General features: G+C 54.1%; 16 protein-coding genes, 1 pseudogene and 1 riboswitch. Of the genes and pseudogenes, 6 read left to right on the forward strand and 11 right to left on the reverse strand.

The features are described from left to right. The first annotated feature begins 37 nt into the window (after positions 1-37). A riboswitch (yybP-ykoY riboswitch) is annotated at positions 38-233 on the forward strand. A gap of 5 nt (positions 234-238) precedes the next feature. After that, entirely contained in the window at positions 239-805 is a 567-nt protein-coding gene (mntP, locus tag CRO87_RS15245) for a manganese efflux pump MntP (protein ID WP_097163791.1), read from the forward strand. Here the strand turns inward: mntP and rlmA are convergent. From rlmA to mgrB, 6 genes and pseudogenes are all read right to left on the reverse strand, one after another. Further along, the gene (rlmA, locus tag CRO87_RS15250; RefSeq protein ID WP_097163792.1) at positions 802-1,596 is read right to left on the reverse strand and encodes a 23S rRNA (guanine(745)-N(1))-methyltransferase; all 795 of its coding nucleotides are present in this window, start codon (positions 1,594-1,596) and stop codon (positions 802-804) included. The two genes, mntP and rlmA, sit on opposite strands and share 4 nt — an antisense overlap. Positions 1,597-1,658: 62 nt before the next feature. Continuing rightward, on the reverse strand, positions 1,659-3,392 hold the full coding sequence (gene ftsI, locus CRO87_RS15255) for a peptidoglycan glycosyltransferase FtsI (RefSeq protein WP_097163793.1): 1,734 nt from the start codon (positions 3,390-3,392) through the stop codon (positions 1,659-1,661). 201 nt (positions 3,393-3,593) lie between these two features. Beyond that, entirely contained in the window at positions 3,594-3,803 is a 210-nt protein-coding gene (gene cspE / locus CRO87_RS15260) for a transcription antiterminator/RNA stability regulator CspE (RefSeq protein ID WP_001062678.1), read from the reverse strand. A gap of 12 nt (positions 3,804-3,815) precedes the next feature. Further along, a pseudogene (locus tag CRO87_RS15265) lies at positions 3,816-3,960 on the reverse strand (DUF2627 domain-containing protein). A gap of 602 nt (positions 3,961-4,562) precedes the next feature. Beyond that, positions 4,563-4,856: a YebO family protein gene (locus tag CRO87_RS15275; protein WP_097163796.1), complete on the reverse strand. Its 294-nt coding sequence runs from the start codon at positions 4,854-4,856 to the stop codon at positions 4,563-4,565. Between the two features lie 72 nt (positions 4,857-4,928). Next, positions 4,929-5,075 (reverse strand): PhoP/PhoQ regulator MgrB, encoded by a 147-nt coding sequence (gene mgrB, locus CRO87_RS15280; protein ID WP_097163797.1) that lies wholly within the window; start codon positions 5,073-5,075, stop codon positions 4,929-4,931. 157 nt (positions 5,076-5,232) lie between these two features. Between mgrB and CRO87_RS15285 the strand changes: the two genes are divergently transcribed. Next, positions 5,233-5,472, forward strand: a complete 240-nt coding sequence (locus CRO87_RS15285) for a YobH family protein (protein ID WP_097163798.1) — start codon at positions 5,233-5,235, stop codon at positions 5,470-5,472. A 64-nt stretch (positions 5,473-5,536) separates the two neighbouring features. On the opposite strand, the gene kdgR is transcribed toward CRO87_RS15285, so the two are convergent. Beyond that, positions 5,537-6,328, reverse strand: a complete 792-nt coding sequence (gene kdgR / locus CRO87_RS15290) for a DNA-binding transcriptional regulator KdgR (RefSeq protein WP_097163799.1) — start codon at positions 6,326-6,328, stop codon at positions 5,537-5,539. A gap of 177 nt (positions 6,329-6,505) precedes the next feature. Between kdgR and CRO87_RS15295 the strand changes: the two genes are divergently transcribed. Beyond that, a complete protein-coding gene (locus CRO87_RS15295; RefSeq protein ID WP_097163800.1) occupies positions 6,506-7,879 on the forward strand; it encodes an MFS transporter in 1,374 nt (457 codons plus the stop codon). Between the two features lie 64 nt (positions 7,880-7,943). Here the strand turns inward: CRO87_RS15295 and htpX are convergent, their stop codons facing one another. The 4 genes from htpX to CRO87_RS15315 form a co-directional block, all read right to left on the reverse strand. Continuing rightward, positions 7,944-8,825, reverse strand: a complete 882-nt coding sequence (gene htpX / locus CRO87_RS15300; RefSeq protein ID WP_097163801.1) for a protease HtpX — start codon at positions 8,823-8,825, stop codon at positions 7,944-7,946. Between the two features lie 191 nt (positions 8,826-9,016). Then, complete coding sequence (gene prc / locus CRO87_RS15305; RefSeq protein ID WP_097163802.1) at positions 9,017-11,065, reverse strand: carboxy terminal-processing peptidase; 2,049 nt, start codon at positions 11,063-11,065, stop codon at positions 9,017-9,019. A 19-nt stretch (positions 11,066-11,084) separates the two neighbouring features. Further along, positions 11,085-11,771, reverse strand: a complete 687-nt coding sequence (gene proQ / locus CRO87_RS15310) for an RNA chaperone ProQ (RefSeq protein ID WP_097163803.1) — start codon at positions 11,769-11,771, stop codon at positions 11,085-11,087. Between the two features lie 97 nt (positions 11,772-11,868). Then, a complete protein-coding gene (locus tag CRO87_RS15315) occupies positions 11,869-12,366 on the reverse strand; it encodes a GAF domain-containing protein (RefSeq protein WP_097163804.1) in 498 nt (165 codons plus the stop codon). Between the two features lie 143 nt (positions 12,367-12,509). Between CRO87_RS15315 and yebS the strand changes: the two genes are divergently transcribed. From yebS to rsmF, 3 genes are all read left to right on the forward strand, one after another. Continuing rightward, complete coding sequence (yebS, locus tag CRO87_RS15320; protein WP_097163805.1) at positions 12,510-13,793, forward strand: membrane integrity lipid transport subunit YebS; 1,284 nt, start codon at positions 12,510-12,512, stop codon at positions 13,791-13,793. After that, on the forward strand, positions 13,762-16,398 hold the full coding sequence (locus CRO87_RS15325) for a PqiB family protein (protein ID WP_176504319.1): 2,637 nt from the start codon (positions 13,762-13,764) through the stop codon (positions 16,396-16,398). The genes yebS and CRO87_RS15325 overlap by 32 nt, the downstream gene beginning before the upstream one ends. Before the next feature lie 65 nt (positions 16,399-16,463). Next, positions 16,464-17,900, forward strand: coding sequence for a 16S rRNA (cytosine(1407)-C(5))-methyltransferase RsmF (rsmF, locus tag CRO87_RS15330; protein ID WP_097163807.1), 1,437 nt, complete (start codon positions 16,464-16,466; stop codon positions 17,898-17,900). Positions 17,901-17,926: the final 26 nt, after the last annotated feature.

Genomic DNA, 17,926 nt, shown 5'->3' on the forward strand with positions numbered 1-17,926 from the left:
TTGTTATTGTTTTATTTTCTCAAATTATGTTAAGGTTGCGCCCGTCGTTGGGGAGTAGCCGATTTCCTTTCCCGGAAATGTACGTGTCAACATACTCGTTGCAAAACGTGGCACGTACGGTTCATCAGCAGATGAGCAGGCGAGACCATAGGCATATCACTGCTATACGCCGGACGTGGCGTATGTTTACTGGGGGCAGCGGTATGTCATATGGATATCTCCCCGGTCAGGACAAGCGATGATTCTCTCAGCCACTATCCTCTTAGCCTTTGGTATGTCGATGGACGCGTTTGCCGTCTCGATCAGTAAAGGTGCATCACTCCACAAACCTAAATTCTCTGAAGCGTTGCGCACGGGCCTGATTTTTGGCGCCGTTGAAGCTATCACGCCGCTGATTGGCTGGGGCCTCGGCATGCTTGCCAGCCAGTTCGTGCTGGAGTGGAACCACTGGATCGCCTTCGTTCTGCTGGTCTTCCTCGGCGGTCGAATGCTGATTGAAGGCTGGCGTGGAAATGAAGCTGAAGAAGAGAAAGCCCCGAGCCGTCACGGCTTCTGGCTGCTGGTGACCACGGCTATCGCCACCAGCCTTGATGCCATGGCCGTGGGCGTCGGTCTTGCTTTCCTGCAGGTCAATATCATCTTCACGGCGCTAATGATTGGCTGCGCCACGCTGATTATGACCACCATCGGCATGATGGTCGGCCGCTTTATTGGCCCGCTTCTGGGGAAACGCGCCGAAATTCTCGGCGGCCTGGTGCTGATTGGCATTGGCGTGCAGATCCTCTGGAGCCACTTCGCCGGTTAATGATTTCGCTGCCAGACCTGAATCAGAAAATCGGTCTGGCAGTCAAACGCCTCAAGCCCTGCCAGTCTTTCCCACACTTCCGGTTTTGCCCGCCAGGCAAAAGGCGTCATCTGCAATAACGCCGTCGCCTCAGCCCCCGTCAAGCGCATTGGATACGCCACCTGCTGCTGCGTGATTTTTTCGAACCCAGGCAAGATTTCACTGTTCTCATCGTGCAGGCGGATTTCGTCGTAAATCAGCCCTTTCAACTCCATCAGATGACGTGGTCCCGGCGTAGCGGTAATGACCAGCCCGCCAGGTTTTACGACTCGCTCCAGCTCCTGCGGGTTGCACGGGGCATAAATTCGCACCACCGCATCCATACAGCCATCGCTAAACGGCAGACGCTGGCTTGAGGCCACACAAAAATCGACCTGCGGATAGCGTTTTGCACCGTAGCGTACCGCCACTTTCGACACATCCAGCCCCCAGGTTTTCCCGGCGACCGCGGCGAAAGCATGGGTGTAGTAACCCTCGCCGCATCCGATGTCGAGCAGGTTTTGCGGGGCAGCAGCTTTCAGGATGTAACCGATCGCTTCGCGCAGCGGCTGATAATGGCCGGCATCCAGAAATGCACGTCGCGCCTGCATCATTTCCGCGCTGTCACCCGGATCGCGCGAGCGCTTGTGCTGCACCGGCAACAGATTTATGTACCCTTCTTTCGCCAGGTCGAACTGGTGACGCTGCGGGCAAATATAGCTGTTGTTGTGGCGCTCGAGCGGCGCGTGACAGAGAGGACAACTCCAGGACATGATGACTCCGGTCTGATTGAAAGGGCGAAAGTGTAACGCTATTCGCCCTTCAGGTGAATGGATTACAGCGCCGGGGCGAGCGAGTCGTGAGGCTGCATGACGATTAAGTTCTCCGAGCCCGGGGCAATGCCGTCCGGCATCACGTTCTCCAGACGCAGCACGTCGCCCATAATCTGGCTGAATACTGGCGCTGACACCGCGCCGCCGTAGTATTTGCCGTTTGACGGATCGTTAATCACCACCACCAGCGCATACTTCGGGTTACTCGCGGGTGCTACGCCCGCCGTGTAGGCAATGTATTTATCGACATACTTACCGTCCGGGCCGATTTTTTTCGCTGTCCCGGTTTTCACGGCAACACGGTAGTCATGCACCGCCGCCTTGGTCCCTCCGCCTCCCGGCAGGGCAACGCTTTCCATCATATGCTCAACCTGATGGACAATCTGATCGGACATCACGCGATGGCCCATCACCGGCGGGTCAATGCGGGTAATGGACAGCGGGCGAGAAATACCGAAGCCGCCGATAGTCGCATAGACATGTGCAAGCTGCAGCGGGGTCACCATCAAACCATAGCCGAAAGAGAAGGTAGCGCGGTCGAGCTGCCCCCAGAAACGACGTTGCGGCATCAGCCCCTGGCTTTCCCCGGTTAAACCAAGTCCCGTCGGTTCACCAAATCCAAACCCCTTATAGGTGTCCAGTAGACGCTGAATTGGCATGGCAAGTGACAAATGTGACACGCCGGTATCGCTCGATTTTTGCAGGATTCCGGTGAGGCTCAGCTCCGGATAGAAGCCAACATCGCGGATTCGATGGCCGTCCACCGTGTACGGGTGCGTGTCGACCACGCTGTCCGGCTGAACAATTCCTTGCTGGAGCGCCGTCATGATCACCAGCGGTTTGACCGTAGAACCTGGCTCAAAGGTATCGCTTATCGCACGATTGCGAAAATCATTCAGCGTGGCTTTATCACGGTTATTCGGGTTGAAGTCCGGGTAGTTTGCCATCGACAGAATTTCGCCGGTGTCGATTTTTATCAGCACTGACGCGCCGGATTCCGCTTTGTTCCAGCGCACTGCATTGTCGAGCGCATCTTCGGTGACCGTTTGCAGACGTTCATCAATGCTGAGCTGCAGGTTATGTGCGGGCACTGCCGCCTGCTCAGTGAGGTTTTCAATCACATTCCCATGACGGTCTTTACGCACCAGCCTCAGTCCGGGTTTGCCCTGAAGCTGCGCATTGAAGCTTTTTTCCACGCCTTCAATGCCCTGGTCATCAATGTTGGTGAAGCCAATCAGGTTCGCGGCAACGTGTCCGGCAGGATAAAAACGGCGGGATTCATCACGCAGATTAATGCCCGGCAAATGCAACTTGTCGATCCAGTTAGCCTGCTGCGGATCAACCTGGCGCGCAAGGTAAAGAAAGCGGGAGTGTGGATGCGCTGAAATTCGGGTCGTCAGGTCAGCAAGCGACATATGCAGCGCGTTGGCGAGCGCCTGCCAGCGTTCGTTGTACCCCACGCCGCCTTTTGACAGCAGCGTTTGAGGATCGACCCAAACGGCGCTGACGGGCACGCTGACGGCTAAAGGCCGCCCTTCCCTGTCCGTTATCATTCCACGGGGTACCGCAATGGGCTCCTCACGCAGCGATCGCATGTCTTCCTGCTTAACCAGGTTATCGGGTGAGATAATTTGCAGCCAGCCTACGCGGGCCAGCAGCAGCCCAAGACAACAACAAATACCTAAGCACACCAGGCCAAAACGGACTGGGGTAAAATGGCGGCGATGGTTTTGCACTCCGGCTCCCGGTTATAATTTACAACCCAATGATTTAACGTGAAAAGAGGCCGGGATAACCGCGAAACAATGCTAATAACGATGTGGTTTTGCAACAAAGCAAGACAGGAGAGGAAAGAGGAAACATTCTGTCATAAATGTAAAAAGCCCCGCTAACGCGAGGCTTTATGGCTGATGTCAAATGAGATCAGTGGATTCGAATCAGATAGCAGTTACGTTAACCGCAGCTGGACCTTTCTGGCCGTCCTGGATTTCGAACTCAACGTTCTGGCCTTCAGCCAGAGTTTTGAAGCCGTTACCCTGGATTGCAGAGAAGTGTACGAACACGTCTTTGCTGCCGTCAGCAGGAGTAATGAAACCAAAACCTTTAGACTCGTTGAACCACTTAACTTGACCTTTAATCTTTGCCATTTGCAAAATTCCTTAGAGTGTTTTCTTCGCCCGTGGGCACTTACATAGCTAAAACTGAGACATTACTGCATGAGGCACTAATATAAGGTTCGGCAGAGAAGCGGTATTCAACGACAACGTGTTTACTCAGGACTTCTTTACTGAAAATGCCACACATAGACAGAACTGTACCTCGTTTAACCCAAAACGTGTTATCACATACAACGTTAATAATGGCAAGCCATTTTTAAGCATGTCTCGATCGGTCGCACAAATCCTCGAAGCGAGTGCTTATCGTCTGCACAAATATGCGATCGCTTACGCACATCCATGCCCGCCAGCGCCCTGAGAAAATACCGCACAACTGACGGATTAATGCGACTTTTTTACCATAGCTCAACGGTTTCGCTTCCGCCACGTGGCAGGCATCCAAATGCAACATTTTTCTAAACTCTGGCGATTTTCTGCATAACTATGCTTCATCCGAAGTACATACTGCTTATAAATGGCAGGTCAGGTCACAAATATTAAATATTAAATATTAATGACGAGGCACCAGAATAATGAAAATCAAATGACGCTGCCTCATCATGAGGCAATAAAAACGTTTCGCTGATTAATCGGAAGAAATGGTCTGATAACTTTATTAAGAATTAAAAATTTTTGGTGACTGTCAACTCAAAAAGCGAGGAAAGGGTGAGATAAGTTTGTGCTAACTCATAATAAACCGTTATAGCACTCAGGACCCGGCAGTAACCTGTGTCGCCGCCGGGACTTCGATCAGCGTTCCGCCACCAGACGGATAAAATCATCCGCCTCTTCCTGCACCTCAGGCTGTTCAGCTGCTTTCACCGGTTCTTCTTTATCCGGCTCATTTGCTTCACAAAGACGACGCAGCAAGGCGTTCTGACGTTTCTGCTGATCCAGCAGGGCTTCCAGAAGTTCGATCTGCTCATTTGTACGGGAGCTCGCCCGATTAACGAAAAACCACAGCAACAGACCAAAAATCAACACCAGCAGGGAGACTGCCAGGGACGCCAGATTCAACATTCCGGAATTCATTAGATCAACCATTTCACCACCTCAAATTGGAGGCATCATTCTATCACTCGGCCTGAGGAAGGAAATGTCCTATGAGAAAAAAGCTTACCAGGGGATAAATTTATTGATGGTGCAGATACCGCTGAAAAACTGAACATCCTGATCGCATAAGATGTTAAGGGTCTGCGTCCACAGCAAAAGGCAGACGACCAGAAGCACCACAATCAGAACAGCCCACCTTAATTTTTTCACTCCACGCTCCGCTTTACTTATTTGAGAACAGATTAGCACGCTAATCTTAAACGGCTGCTAACTGTAAAGAAGTCTGTTCATTTTAGGAATCATCGACTTGTTTCAGGGCGTGAACAAACTAACCTTGTACAGGTAAACAACAATAATGAGGTTCACAATGCGCTTCACTCTTCGTACAATTATTGTACTGGCTTTGCTTTGGATTGGCTTACTGTTAAGCGGCTATGGCGTACTGATTGGCAGCAATGAAAATGTGGGGGGGCTTGGACTGCAGTGTAAATACCTGACGGCTCGTGGCACCAGCACCGCGCAATACGTTCATAGTAGCAGCGGGCTCATCGGCCTGACGGATTGTCCGCTATTGCGTAAAAGTCAGACCGTGGTGGATAACGGTTAATCACCCCTGACGTTCCAAACAAAACGCCGCTTAATGCGGCGTTTTTGCATTCTGTTTGAGGAAATCAGAACGGATAATCGTTATAACCCATTTGTTCGGAAATTTTACGCGCTGCCGTGTGCAGCATGCTGACGTATTCGTGCAGGCGCTCTTCAGAAAAACGCAGCGTCGGGAAGGATATGCTCAGACCGGCGATCACCACACCAAAGCGGTCGAAGACCGGCACGCCGATGCAGCGCAGCCCTTCTTCCTGCTCCTGGTTATCTTCACCATAGCCTTGCTCGCGAACCTTATCCAGCAGCGGAAGCAGCTCTTCAGTATCGGCAATCGTACGCTCGGTGCTGCGTTTGTATTCCACATGCTCAAGGATCTGCTTTACTTCTTCCCGATCGCGCCAGGCCAGCAGCACTTTGCCGATGGCCGTGCTGTAGAGCGGGTTACGACGGCCAATCCGCGAATACATACGCAGGTTGTACATCGAGTCGATCTTGTGGATGTACACGATGCTGTCTTCGTCCAGCGCCCCTAAATGGATAGTCTCTTTCGTCAGGCGCGAGAGTTCACGCATCTGAATATCGGCACTGCGGATCAGGTCGATGTTTTGCAGGGAGCGAGCCCCTAATTCAAACAGTTTTAGCGTCAGGGAATATTTTTCAGACTCACCTTCCTGCGCGACATAGCCCAAGGATTTCATGGTCTGTAAAAAGCGATAAACCGTGCTCTTCGACATCATCACGCGCTGTGATAATTCAGTAATCCCTATCTCACGCTCTTCGCCCAGCGCCTGCAGAATGCCAAAAACCTTCAATACAGAAGAGACAGAATCTGGCTGTTTATCCAAATCTGCAATTGCCATTAATCACCTCACCGTGACTGTTTTATAAAAATCAGAACGAGTTTTTATTATAATTTCACGGCGCACCCATCGCAATATCTCTTCTGTTACTTCGTTACAAATCTGCGACATACTGCCGAATAATCAATGCTAGAATCATTACCTGCATAATTATTTCAACGTAGACTTATTTCCCACATGGATAACAAAGCTCCTGATGGCCTGCCGTTGCCGCAGCGTTACGGCGCGATCCTGACGATCGTGCTCGGTATTTCGATGGCGGTACTTGATGGTGCCATCGCCAACGTGGCGCTTCCCACGATTGCGAGCGATTTGCACGCATCTCCCGCGGCATCGATCTGGATTGTGAACGCCTATCAGATAGCGATCGTCATCTCTCTCCTGTCGCTCGCTTTTCTGGGCGATATGTTTGGCTACCGACGCATCTATAAGTGCGGCCTTGTCGTGTTTACCTGTACTTCACTCCTCTGTGCTCTGTCGCATTCCCTGGAGATGCTGACTCTCGCACGTGTCGCGCAGGGCCTCGGCGGCGCGGCTTTGATGAGCGTGAATACGGCCCTCATTCGCCTGATTTATCCGCAGCGCTTTCTGGGTCGCGGGATGGGCATCAATTCGTTTATTGTTGCCGTCTCCTCTGCGGCGGGCCCGACCATCGCCGCCGCGATTCTCTCCGTCGCCTCCTGGCAATGGCTGTTTCTGATTAACGTCCCGCTGGGGATTGTTTCGTTCTTCCTGGCCATGCGCTTTTTGCCTGCCAACCCGCCCCGCGCCCAGGCCTCACGTTTTGATCTGCCGAGTGCCGTCATGAACGCCCTCACTTTCGGGCTGCTCATCTCCGCGCTCAGCGGATTTGCGCAAGGTCAGTCTACAGCGCTGATTCTGGGTGAGCTGGCCGTGATGCTGATAGTCGGGTACTTATTCGTTCGCCGCCAGCTGCGGCTTCCGGTTCCGCTCTTGCCGGTTGACCTGCTCCGTATTCCGCTGTTTTCGCTGTCGATCTGCACCTCAATCTGCTCCTTCTGCGCGCAGATGCTGGCGCTCGTTTCTCTCCCCTTCTTCCTGCAATCCGTGATCGGGCGCAGCGAAGTCGAAACCGGCCTGCTGCTGACGCCGTGGCCGCTGGCCACCATGGTGATGGCCCCGCTTGCCGGTTATCTTATCGAAAAAGTGCATGCGGGACTGCTCGGGGCTTTGGGGCTGGCGGTGATGGCAAGTGGGTTATTTGCCCTGGCGCTTCTGCCCACATCGCCGCACGATGCGGATATCATCTGGCGCATGATGCTCTGCGGCGCAGGATTTGGCCTGTTCCAGTCACCGAACAATCATACGATTGTCTCGTCCGCACCGCGTCATCGCAGCGGCGGTGCCAGCGGGATGCTCGGTACCGCGAGGCTGTTAGGGCAAAGTACCGGCGCGGCACTTGTCGCACTGATGTTTAACCTTTTCGGCACCCAGGGCACGCATACATCGCTTTTGCTCGCGGGTTCACTGGCGGTCGTCGCAGCGATAGTCAGTGGGTTACGCGTAACGCAACCTCGCGCGGCGGCCTGACGCTATCTATAAAAAAAGCGCCTCGAGTGAGGCGCTTTGCATTAGTGTCGTGCTGTGAATTCTGTTATTTCAGGTATTCGCCGCTGCGCAACGCTTCGATACGTTTATCAAGCGGCGGGTGCGTCATGAACAGCTCGCTCATGGATTTCGCTTTGCCGTTGATGCAGAACGCCATCATGCTGCTGGCTTCCTGCGGCTCGTAGCTGGTTTTCAGGCGCTGCAAAGCAGCAATCATTTTCTCGCGTCCGACCAGTTTGGCCGACCCCGCATCAGCGTGGAATTCGCGATGGCGGGAGAACCACATGGTGATGATGCTGGCCAGAATACCGAACACCAGTTCCAGAACCGTAGCGACCGCGAAGTAAATCAGCGGGTTACCGTTGCTGCTCTCTCCTTCATCGCGGTTGCCGCCCAGAAAACCAGCGGCAATCTGCGCAATCACGCGTGAAATAAAGATAACGAAGGTGTTCACCACGCCCTGGATCAGCGTCATGGTGACCATGTCGCCGTTGGCGATGTGGCTGATTTCGTGCGCGATAACCGCTTCGGCTTCATCACGGCTCATGTTCTGTAACAGGCCAGTGCTGACCGCCACCAGCGATGCATCACGACGAGCACCGGTGGCAAAAGCATTGATATCCGGCGCGTGATACACCGCCACCTGCGGCATGGCAATACCCGCCTGGCGGGATTGCTGCGCGACGGTATTCATCAGCCAGCGCTCGGTTTCATTGCGCGGTTGTTCGATAACCTCACCGCCCACTGATTTCAGCGCCATCCATTTCGACATCATCAGCGAGACAATCGAGCCGCCAAAACCGAAGAGCAGCGCCATAATCAGCAGCCCCGTCATGCTGCTTGACTGAATTCCTGTCAGGCTTAGCACCAGCCCGAAAACGACCATAACCGCCAGGTTAGTCATCAGGAAAAGCGCGATTCGCATCATAATATTCTTTAACCTCGTTGTAACAAAACGCACTATGCGATTACCCATATCGTATGGGTCTTACAACAATTTTCAACTATCTGAGGGCGCTAAGTCACGAGAAAAACACAACTTTACATTCTGTTGCGACTCGCTGACGCGGGCTAAAGGCAGGTAAAAAAACAGGCACAATTTCTTGTGCCTGTTGGGGGTTACTTGCTTGCGGGAGGGGTGACCGCCGGACTCTCTTTTGCCATTCCGGCGAGGTCATCAGCAATATGAACCGTTTCATCCAGATACGGATCGGGTTCCTGATAATCCTTCGGCAGATCGTCGAGTTTTTTCAGCGGCGGCTTGCCTTCACGCTTGTAGCGATCGTTGATGCGAGCCAGACGAGTTGCATCATCTTCCTCATTCTCTTTGTCACGCTGGGCGTAATTCAGAGAAGCGATATTGCGACGCTCTTTCAGCGCATTGAAACGCGCAATATCTTTGACGATGTACTGGAACTCAGGATCTTTGGCAATACGATCGTTGTGACGTTTCAGCAACTCCGGGCCAAACGGCGACATGCTGCCCGTTTTAACGTAAGTAGCAGCATTGATGCTATCCCACGGCAGAGCGTTGTCTTCAAACTTCTCACCGGTTTCCGTCTCTTCGCTGCCGGTTGGCATCATGATATCCGGCGTAACACCTTTACGTTGCGTACTGCCGCCATTGATGCGGTAGAACTTCTGAATGGTGTACTGCACAGAACCCAGCGCCGGCCATTCAGGACGCAGCATCTGATCGTAGATACGGTTTAGTGAGCGATACTGCTGCACGGTACCTTTGCCGAAGGTCGGTTCACCGACGATCAGCGCGCGACCATAATCCTGCATCGCCGCAGCAAAGATTTCTGATGCGGAAGCACTGAAGCGGTCAACGAGCACAACCAGCGGGCCTTTGTAATACACCACGCCGTCGGTATCGCTGTCTTCGCGCACTTTGCCGTTGTTATCACGCACCTGCACTACCGGACCGGATGGGATGAACAGACCGGAAAGCGATACCGCCTCCGTCAGTGCCCCGCCGCCGTTGCTGCGCAGATCGATAACAATGCTGCTGACGTTCTGTTTTTCCAGCTTCTGCAGCTGAGCCTTAACGTCATCCGTCAGGCCAACGTAGAAGCCAGGAATGTCCAGCACGCCAACTTTGTCTTTACCGACGTTTTTCACTGACATTTTCACGGCGCGGTCTTCAAGACGAATACGCTCGCGGGTCAGTGTGACAATACGGGTTTTGGTGCCTTTACCGGCAGGCAGGATTTCGAGGCGAACCTTGCTGCCTTTCGGGCCTTTGATCAGTGCGACGACGTCATCCAGGCGCCAGCCGATCACATCGACCATCCCTTTGCCTGTCTGGCCTACGCCAACGATGCGATCGCCTACGCTAATCGCTTTACTCTTCGCCGCCGGACCACCTGCCACCATGGAATTAATGACCGTGTAGTCATCATCCATTTGCAGCACAGCACCAATACCTTCCAGAGACAGGCTCATTTCGGTATTGAACTGTTCGGTATTACGCGGGGAGAGGTAGTTGGTGTGCGGGTCGATTTCGTGAGCAAACGCGGTCATTGCCAGGGAGAACACGTCTTCGCTGTTGGTCTGCACCAGACGGCGAATGGCGAACTTGTAGCGGCGGGTCAGCGTTTCACGAATCTCTTTTTCATCTTTCCCGGCAAGCTTGAGGCTCAGTTCGTCATATTTGACTTTACCGTCCCATAGCGCGTTCAACTCTGCCTCATCCTTCGGCCATGGCGCTTTGCTACGGTCAAGGTTGTAGGTGTCGTTGCCAGTGAAGTCCATCGGACGTTCCAGCACCTTCAGCGCATACTGATAGCGCTCAAAGCGACGTTTTTGCGACAGATTATAGAGATCGTAAAAAGCGTCCAGCTTACCGCTACGCAGTTCATCACCGACCTGGGACTTGCGCGATTCAAACTGCGCAATGTCGCTTGCCAGCAGCACGTTGTGGCTGTAGTCCAGCAGATTGAGATAGCGATCGAAAATCTTCGCCGAGAACGCGTTGTCGAGATCAAACTGGCGGTAATGAGAACGAGTAAAGCGAGACGTCACACGCTCACTAACAGTGGCGTGCTGCGCTTCTTCCTTAAGAACTGGAATCTGGTCAGCACGCGTGATGTCGTCCACGGCGTACGACTGGCCTGCCAGTAACAGCATGCCAGCGAGCGCAGTGACCTTAAAAAAGTTGTTCATGCCAGGCCCGGCCTCCGTTTCAGAACACCAGATGTTCCGCGCGTACAATCATTGACAGACCAGAAGTCAGCTGTACACGAACGCCATCTTTGGTGATTTCCAGTACAGTGGCGTCCATTGCGTTGTTGCCCGCTTTCACCTTCAGAGACTGGCCAACGCTCAGCTCGGAAATGTTTGAAACCGGCGTCAGACGCTCTTCACGTACTGGACGTGGTGCTTTTGCCGCTGCTGGTTTAGGCGTGTTACGCGGCTTCGCGTTATCTTTGCGAGGTGCTGATGGACGTGGTTTACGCTCACGACGTGGCGCATCGACCGGTTCACCCGCGGCAATGGCCGCTTCGCGTTTTTTCGCCTGCTGCTCAGCACGCTGTGCCTGAACACGCGCTTTGGCTTCTTCAAGCTGCTGGCGTGCATGGGTCACATGCTGCTCATCCAGCTCACCGCACGGATTGCCGTCGAGATCGACACGGGTCGCACCCGCTTTAATGCCGTACAGATAACGCCAGCTGGAAGTATAAAGACGTAAGGCAGAACGAAGCTGGGTTTTGCTGAGGTTCATTTCACCCTCAACGCGCGTCACCAGATCCTGAAAAATGCCAATTTTTAACGGACGTGCTTCACCTTCAGCGCTGAAACACTGAGGGAATCGTTCGGCCAGAAATGCGATAACTTCTTTACTGCTATTCAACTTAGGTTGATTTTCCATGAAATTTCCTGATTACAACGGACGTAGCCAACATACCGCGGGCATGAACAGGCGTCATTATAATGACGCCATCGGTAATTGCTACGTTATCCGTTGATTATCCTGCGACAGGCTGAAAGAATTTGTGATAATCGGTCGCCGCAAGCAGCTGTTCGAGATGGCTGACCAGCGTTTGCAGACCCTGCTCATCTTCTTGCAGGAAGCGGGAGAGCTCGGGGCTGTCGATGTCCAGCACGCCGATGATTTGCCCGTTAACAGTCAGCGGGAAAACAATTTCTGAATTGCTGGCAGCGTCACAAGCGATATGGCCATCAAAAGCGTGAACATCTTCCACACGCTGCACCTGATTTTGCGACACGGCAGTGCCGCACACGCCACGGCCGACAGGAATACGCACGCAGGCAATTTTGCCCTGGAACGGCCCCAGCACCAGCGTATCGCCTTCGAGAAGATAAAAACCTGCCCAGTTAACCTGCGACAAACGCTCATACAGCAGCGCGCTGGTATTAGCGAGGGTTGCTAAAAAACTGGTTTCACCTGCCATTAATGCCTGAAAATCGCGGTTAAGGTCCGCGTAAAACTCTGATTTGTTCATTATTCAATCGCTTATTGTCTTACATCGAAGCCGGCCATCGCCGACGCATAACCGCTTAAAATAAACATTAAATGCGTTCGGGCTCAAGATGATTCGGTTCATAGGTTAAGATAGAGTTATACATTCATTTCAAAAGCTAATAAATGGCACTTAGAGCTTCTCAAATTGCGCCTGGCAAAAAACTCACTATCCAGGCGATTGGCAACCCGCTGACGCCCACGGAATATCATCGCTGTCCGCAATGCGACACGTTGTTTAGCCTGCCCGTAGTTAAAGCCTCTCAAAGCGCTTACTGCCCTCGCTGTGATGCAAAAATCCGTGACGGACGAGACTGGTCGCTGACGCGCCTGGCTGCAATGGCGATAACGATGATGCTGTTAATGCCCTTCGCCTGGAGTGAACCCCTGCTGCGCCTCCATCTGCTTGGCGTACGTATTGATGCCAATCTGCTGCAGGGCATCTGGCAAATGACCGATCAGGGCGATCCGATCCCGGCCGCGATGGTGTTCTTCTGTAGCGTTGGCGCGCCTCTGGTGCTGGTCATCGCCATTGCTTATCTGTGGCTCGGCAACATCCTCGGCATGAATCTACGGCCGGTACTGTTGATGCTGGAGAAGCTTAAAGAGTGGGTGATGCTCGATATCTATCTGGTGGGCGTGGGCGTGGCATCCATCAAAGTGCAGGACTATGCCTTCCTCCAGCCGGGTGTGGGTCTGGTGGCCTTCGTCTCTCTCGTGTTGCTGAGCATTCTGACGCTGATTCATCTGAACGTGGAACAGCTTTGGGACCGTTTCTATCCTCAGCGTCCGGCCCAGCGCCCCGATCCGGGCCTGCAGGTGTGTCTCGGTTGTCATCACACCGGTTTTTCTGATGCGCGAGGCCGCTGCCGCCGTTGTCATATTCCGCTGCGCCACCGCCGCCCGTTAAGCCTGCAAAAAAGTTGGGCCGCGCTGATTGCGTCCCTGATTTTCCTCTTCCCGGCGAACCTGCTGCCTATCTCCATTATTTATGTCAACGGCGCGCGTCAGGAAGACACTATTCTTTCCGGCATTCTGTCGCTCGCCAGCAGTAATATCCCGGTGGCGGCGGTGGTGTTCATCGCCAGTATTCTGGTGCCTTTTACCAAGGTGCTGGTCCTGCTCACTCTGCTGGTCTCCATTCATTTTAAGTGCGAACAGGGGCTGCGAACCCGTATTCTGCTGCTGCGCTTTGTGACCTGGATTGGCCGCTGGTCAATGCTGGATCTGTTCGTGATTTCGCTGATGACGTCGCTTATCAACCGCGACCAGCTGTTGGCTTTTACCATGGGACCCGCTGCGTTTTACTTCGGCGCTGCGGTAATATTGACTATTCTTGCTGTTGAATGGCTGGACAGCCGCTTACTTTGGGATGCACATGAGTCAGGAAACGCCCGCTTCACCGACTGAAGCGAGAATTAAAACTAAACGCCGTATTTCCCCTTTCTGGCTTCTGCCGATCATCGCCTTTCTGATAGCCGGGTGGTTGATCTGGAACAGCTTCGAAGATCGCGGCACCACCATTACCATCGACTTTACTTCGGCCGATGGCATCGTGCCAGGACGTACGCCAGTTCGCTATCAGGGCGTTGAAGTCGGCACCGTGGAGTCCATCAACCTTGCCAAAAACCTTAACCACATTGAGGTCAAAGCCAGCATTAAAAGCGATATGAAAGACGCCCTGCGCGAAGAAACGCAGTTCTGGCTTGTCACGCCGAAAGCCTCACTGGCAGGCGTTTCAGGACTTGATGCCCTGGTTGGCGGCAACTACATCGGCATGATGCCCGGCAAAGGCGATGCCAAAGATCACTTCACGGCGCTGGATACGCAGCCGAAATATCGCCTGAACAACGGCGATCTGATGATCCATTTACACGCGCCAGATTTGGGCTCTCTCAACAGCGGTTCGCTGGTGTACTTCCGCAAGATCCCCGTCGGTCGCGTTTATGATTATGCCATCAACGCCAATAAGCAGGGCGTAACCATTGATATCCTGATCGAGAGGCGCTTTACCAACCTGGTGAAAAAAGGCAGCCGCTTCTGGAATGTCTCCGGCATTAAGGCGGATGTCGGGCTGAGCGGTGCGAAGGTGCAGCTTGAAAGCCTTGCCGCGCTGGTCAACGGCGCAATTGCCTTCGACTCGCCGGACGACTCAAAAGCCGCCAGTCAGAACGATGAGTTTGGCCTGTATGCCGACCTGGCCCACAGCCAGCGTGGCGTGATCGTTAAGCTGGATCTGCCCGACGGCAACGGCCTGAAAGCGGGTTCCACCGCCCTGATGTATCAGGGGCTGGAAGTCGGACAGCTCACCAAACTGGATCTCAACCCAGGCGGAGCGGTCAGCGGCGAGATGACGGTCGATCCTGGCGTCGTGAATTTGCTGCGTGATAAAACCCGCATAGAGCTGCGCAATCCTAAGCTGTCGCTCGAAAACACCAACCTCAGCTCTCTGTTGACTGGCAGCACCTTTGAACTGGTGCCGGGTGAAGGCGAACCGCGCGATCGTTTCGTGGTGGTCCCTGCCGATAAAACCTTGCTGCAGGAACCGGGCGTTGCAACGTTGACGCTGAACGCCCCAGACTCCTATGGCATCGACGCAGGCCAGCCCGTCATTCTGCACGGCATTAAGATTGGGCAGGTGCTGGAGCGTACATTGGCGGGCAAAGGCGTGTCTTTCTCGGTCGCCATTGATCCGCAATATCGCGACCTCGTTCACGGCGATACGAAATTCGTGGTGAACAGCCGCGTTGACGTCAAAGTGGGTCTCGACGGCGTTGAATTCCTCGGCGCCAGCGCCAGCGAGTGGCTGAGCGGCGGGATCCGCATTCTGCCCGGCGAGAAAGGCCCGATGAAGCAGGACTATCCCCTTTATGCCAATCTGGAAAAAGCCCTGGAGAACAGCCTGGGGGATCTGCCGACCACCACCCTGACATTGACGGCAGACGCGTTACCGGACGTTCAGGCAGGTTCAGTCGTGCTGTATCGCAAGTTTGAAGTGGGCGAAGTTATCACCGTGCGTCCGCGCGCCAATGCCTTTGATATCGAACTGCACATCAAGCCGGAATACCGACAGCTCTTGACACAGAACAGCGTCTTCTGGGCCGAAGGTGGCGCGAAAGTGCAGCTCAACGGCAGCGGATTGACGGTTCAGGCCTCCCCGCTCTCCCGCGCGCTACGCGGCGCTATCAGCTTCGATAACCTGAGTGGCGCTGGCGCGGGTGCCCGTAAAGGGGATAAGCGCATTCTCTATCCTTCAGAAACGGCGGCGCGCGCCGTGGGTGGGCAAATCACTCTGCATGCCTTTGATGCGGGTAAACTCGCAGCAGGAATGCCTATCCGCTATCTCGGTATTGATATCGGCCAAATCCAGACCCTGGAACTCATCACCTCCCGCAATGAAGTGCAGGCCAAAGCGGTGTTGTATCCCGAATACGTGAACACGTTTGCGAGAGGCGGAACTCGTTTTTCCGTGGTCACGCCGCAAATATCTGCCGCAGGCGTTGAGCATCTGGATACGATTTTGCAGCCGTACATCAACGTTGAACCCGGCCGTGGAGGCAACCCGCGCCGTGATTTCGAACTGCAGGAAGCCACGATTACCGATTCACGCTATCTCGATGGCCTGAGCATTATCGTTGAAGCACCGGAAGCCGGGTCGCTGAATATCGGCACACCTGTGCTGTTCCGCGGGATTGAAGTCGGCACCGTCACGGGTCTGCAGTTGGGTTCGCTCTCCGATCGCGTAATGGTGGCCCTGCGTATCAGCCAGCGCTATCAGCATCTGGTACGCAACAACTCTGTATTCTGGCTGGCGTCCGGGTATAACCTTGATTTCGGTATCATCGGTGGCGTGGTGAAAACCGGGACATTTAACCAGTTCATTCGCGGTGGTATCGCCTTCGCCACGCCACCTGGCACGCCTCTGGCACCGAAAGCACAGGACAATAAACACTTCCTGTTGCAGGACTCAGAGCCGAAAGAGTGGCGCGAATGGGGCACGGCCCTGCCACGATAAGCCTTAGCGACGCTGGCTGTAAGAAGCCAGCGTCGCTGTGCTAAACTGCGCGTCCGTTTCTGAATCTGGTACGTTCCGTGGCTTATCTTCCTGACTCCTTCCTTGAGACGATGCGTGCGGCAATGCCGTCTCACCTCTCCTTTGATGACTTTATCGCAGCCTGCCAGCGCCCTTTGCGTCGCAGCATTCGCGTGAATACCCTCAAAATTTCCGTTGCGGAATTTTTACAGCTGGTTGCGCCTTATGGCTGGCAGTTGACGCCGGTCCCCTGGTGTGAGGAAGGATTCTGGATAGAGCGTGATGACGAAGATTCCCTGCCGCTTGGCAGCACGGCCGAGCACCTGAGTGGACTGTTTTACATTCAGGAAGCCAGCTCCATGCTGCCGGTGACGGCGCTGTTCGCTCACGGCAATCAGCCGCAGCGGGTGATGGACGTGGCCGCCGCACCAGGGTCTAAAACGACCCAAATCGCCGCCCGAATGGGCAATCAGGGCGCTATTCTTGCCAACGAGTATTCCGCCAGCCGCGTCAAAGTGCTGCACGCCAACATCAGCCGCTGCGGCATCAACAACGTTGCCCTCACTCACTTTGATGGCCGCGTATTCGGTGCCGCGCTGCCGGAGTGCTTTGATGCCATCCTGCTGGACGCCCCCTGCTCCGGCGAAGGCGTCGTGCGTAAAGATCCGGATGCGCTGAAAAACTGGTCAGCCGAAAGCAACAGCGAGATAGCCGCAACCCAACGGGAACTTATCGACAGCGCTTTTCATGCCCTGAAACCCGGCGGGACGTTGGTGTATTCCACCTGTACCCTCAACCGTGAAGAGAACGAAGACGTGCTGGCGTGGCTGCTTGCGCGCTATCCGCAGGCTGTGGAAATTACTCCGCTCAGCCATCTTTTTGCCGGGGCAGAACTCGCCCTCACGCCGGAAGGTTTCCTGCATGTCTTCCCGCAAATTTACGACTGTGAAGGTTTTTTCGTCGCCCGACTGCAAAAAACATCGGCTATCGAAGGGCTCCCGGCCCCTGGCTATAAGGTCGGTAAATTTCCGTTTACGCCGATGAAAAATCGCGAAGCGCAGGCCGTTGTTCAGGCTGCGGCGGCGGTCGGTCTTGAATGGGATGAAAGCCTACATCTCTGGCAGCGTGATAAAGAGATTTGGCTGTTCCCGACGGAAATCGAACCACTGATCGGTAAAGTGCGTTTTTCTCGCCTCGGCCTTCGCCTCGCAGAAACGTTCAACAAAGGCTATCGCTGGCAGCATGAAGCCGTCATCGCGTTGGCGAGTGAAAAAAGTACGCACTTCGAACTGACGCTCGCAGAAGCAGAAGAGTGGTATCGGGGCCGTGATGTCTGGCCGGAAAACCCACCTGCACGTGATGATGTTATCGTGACCTTTCAGGGACATCCGCTGGGGCTGGCGAAAAAAGTGGGCACACGGCTTAAGAACAGCTACCCGCGTGAACTGGTCCGCGACGGCAAACTCTTTGCTGGCAAGGCATAGCGGAGAATAAAAATAAGCACGTTCTG

It is taken from the genome of Enterobacter sp. CC120223-11 (assembly GCF_900215375.1).
Taxonomy (GTDB): domain Bacteria; phylum Pseudomonadota; class Gammaproteobacteria; order Enterobacterales; family Enterobacteriaceae; genus Scandinavium.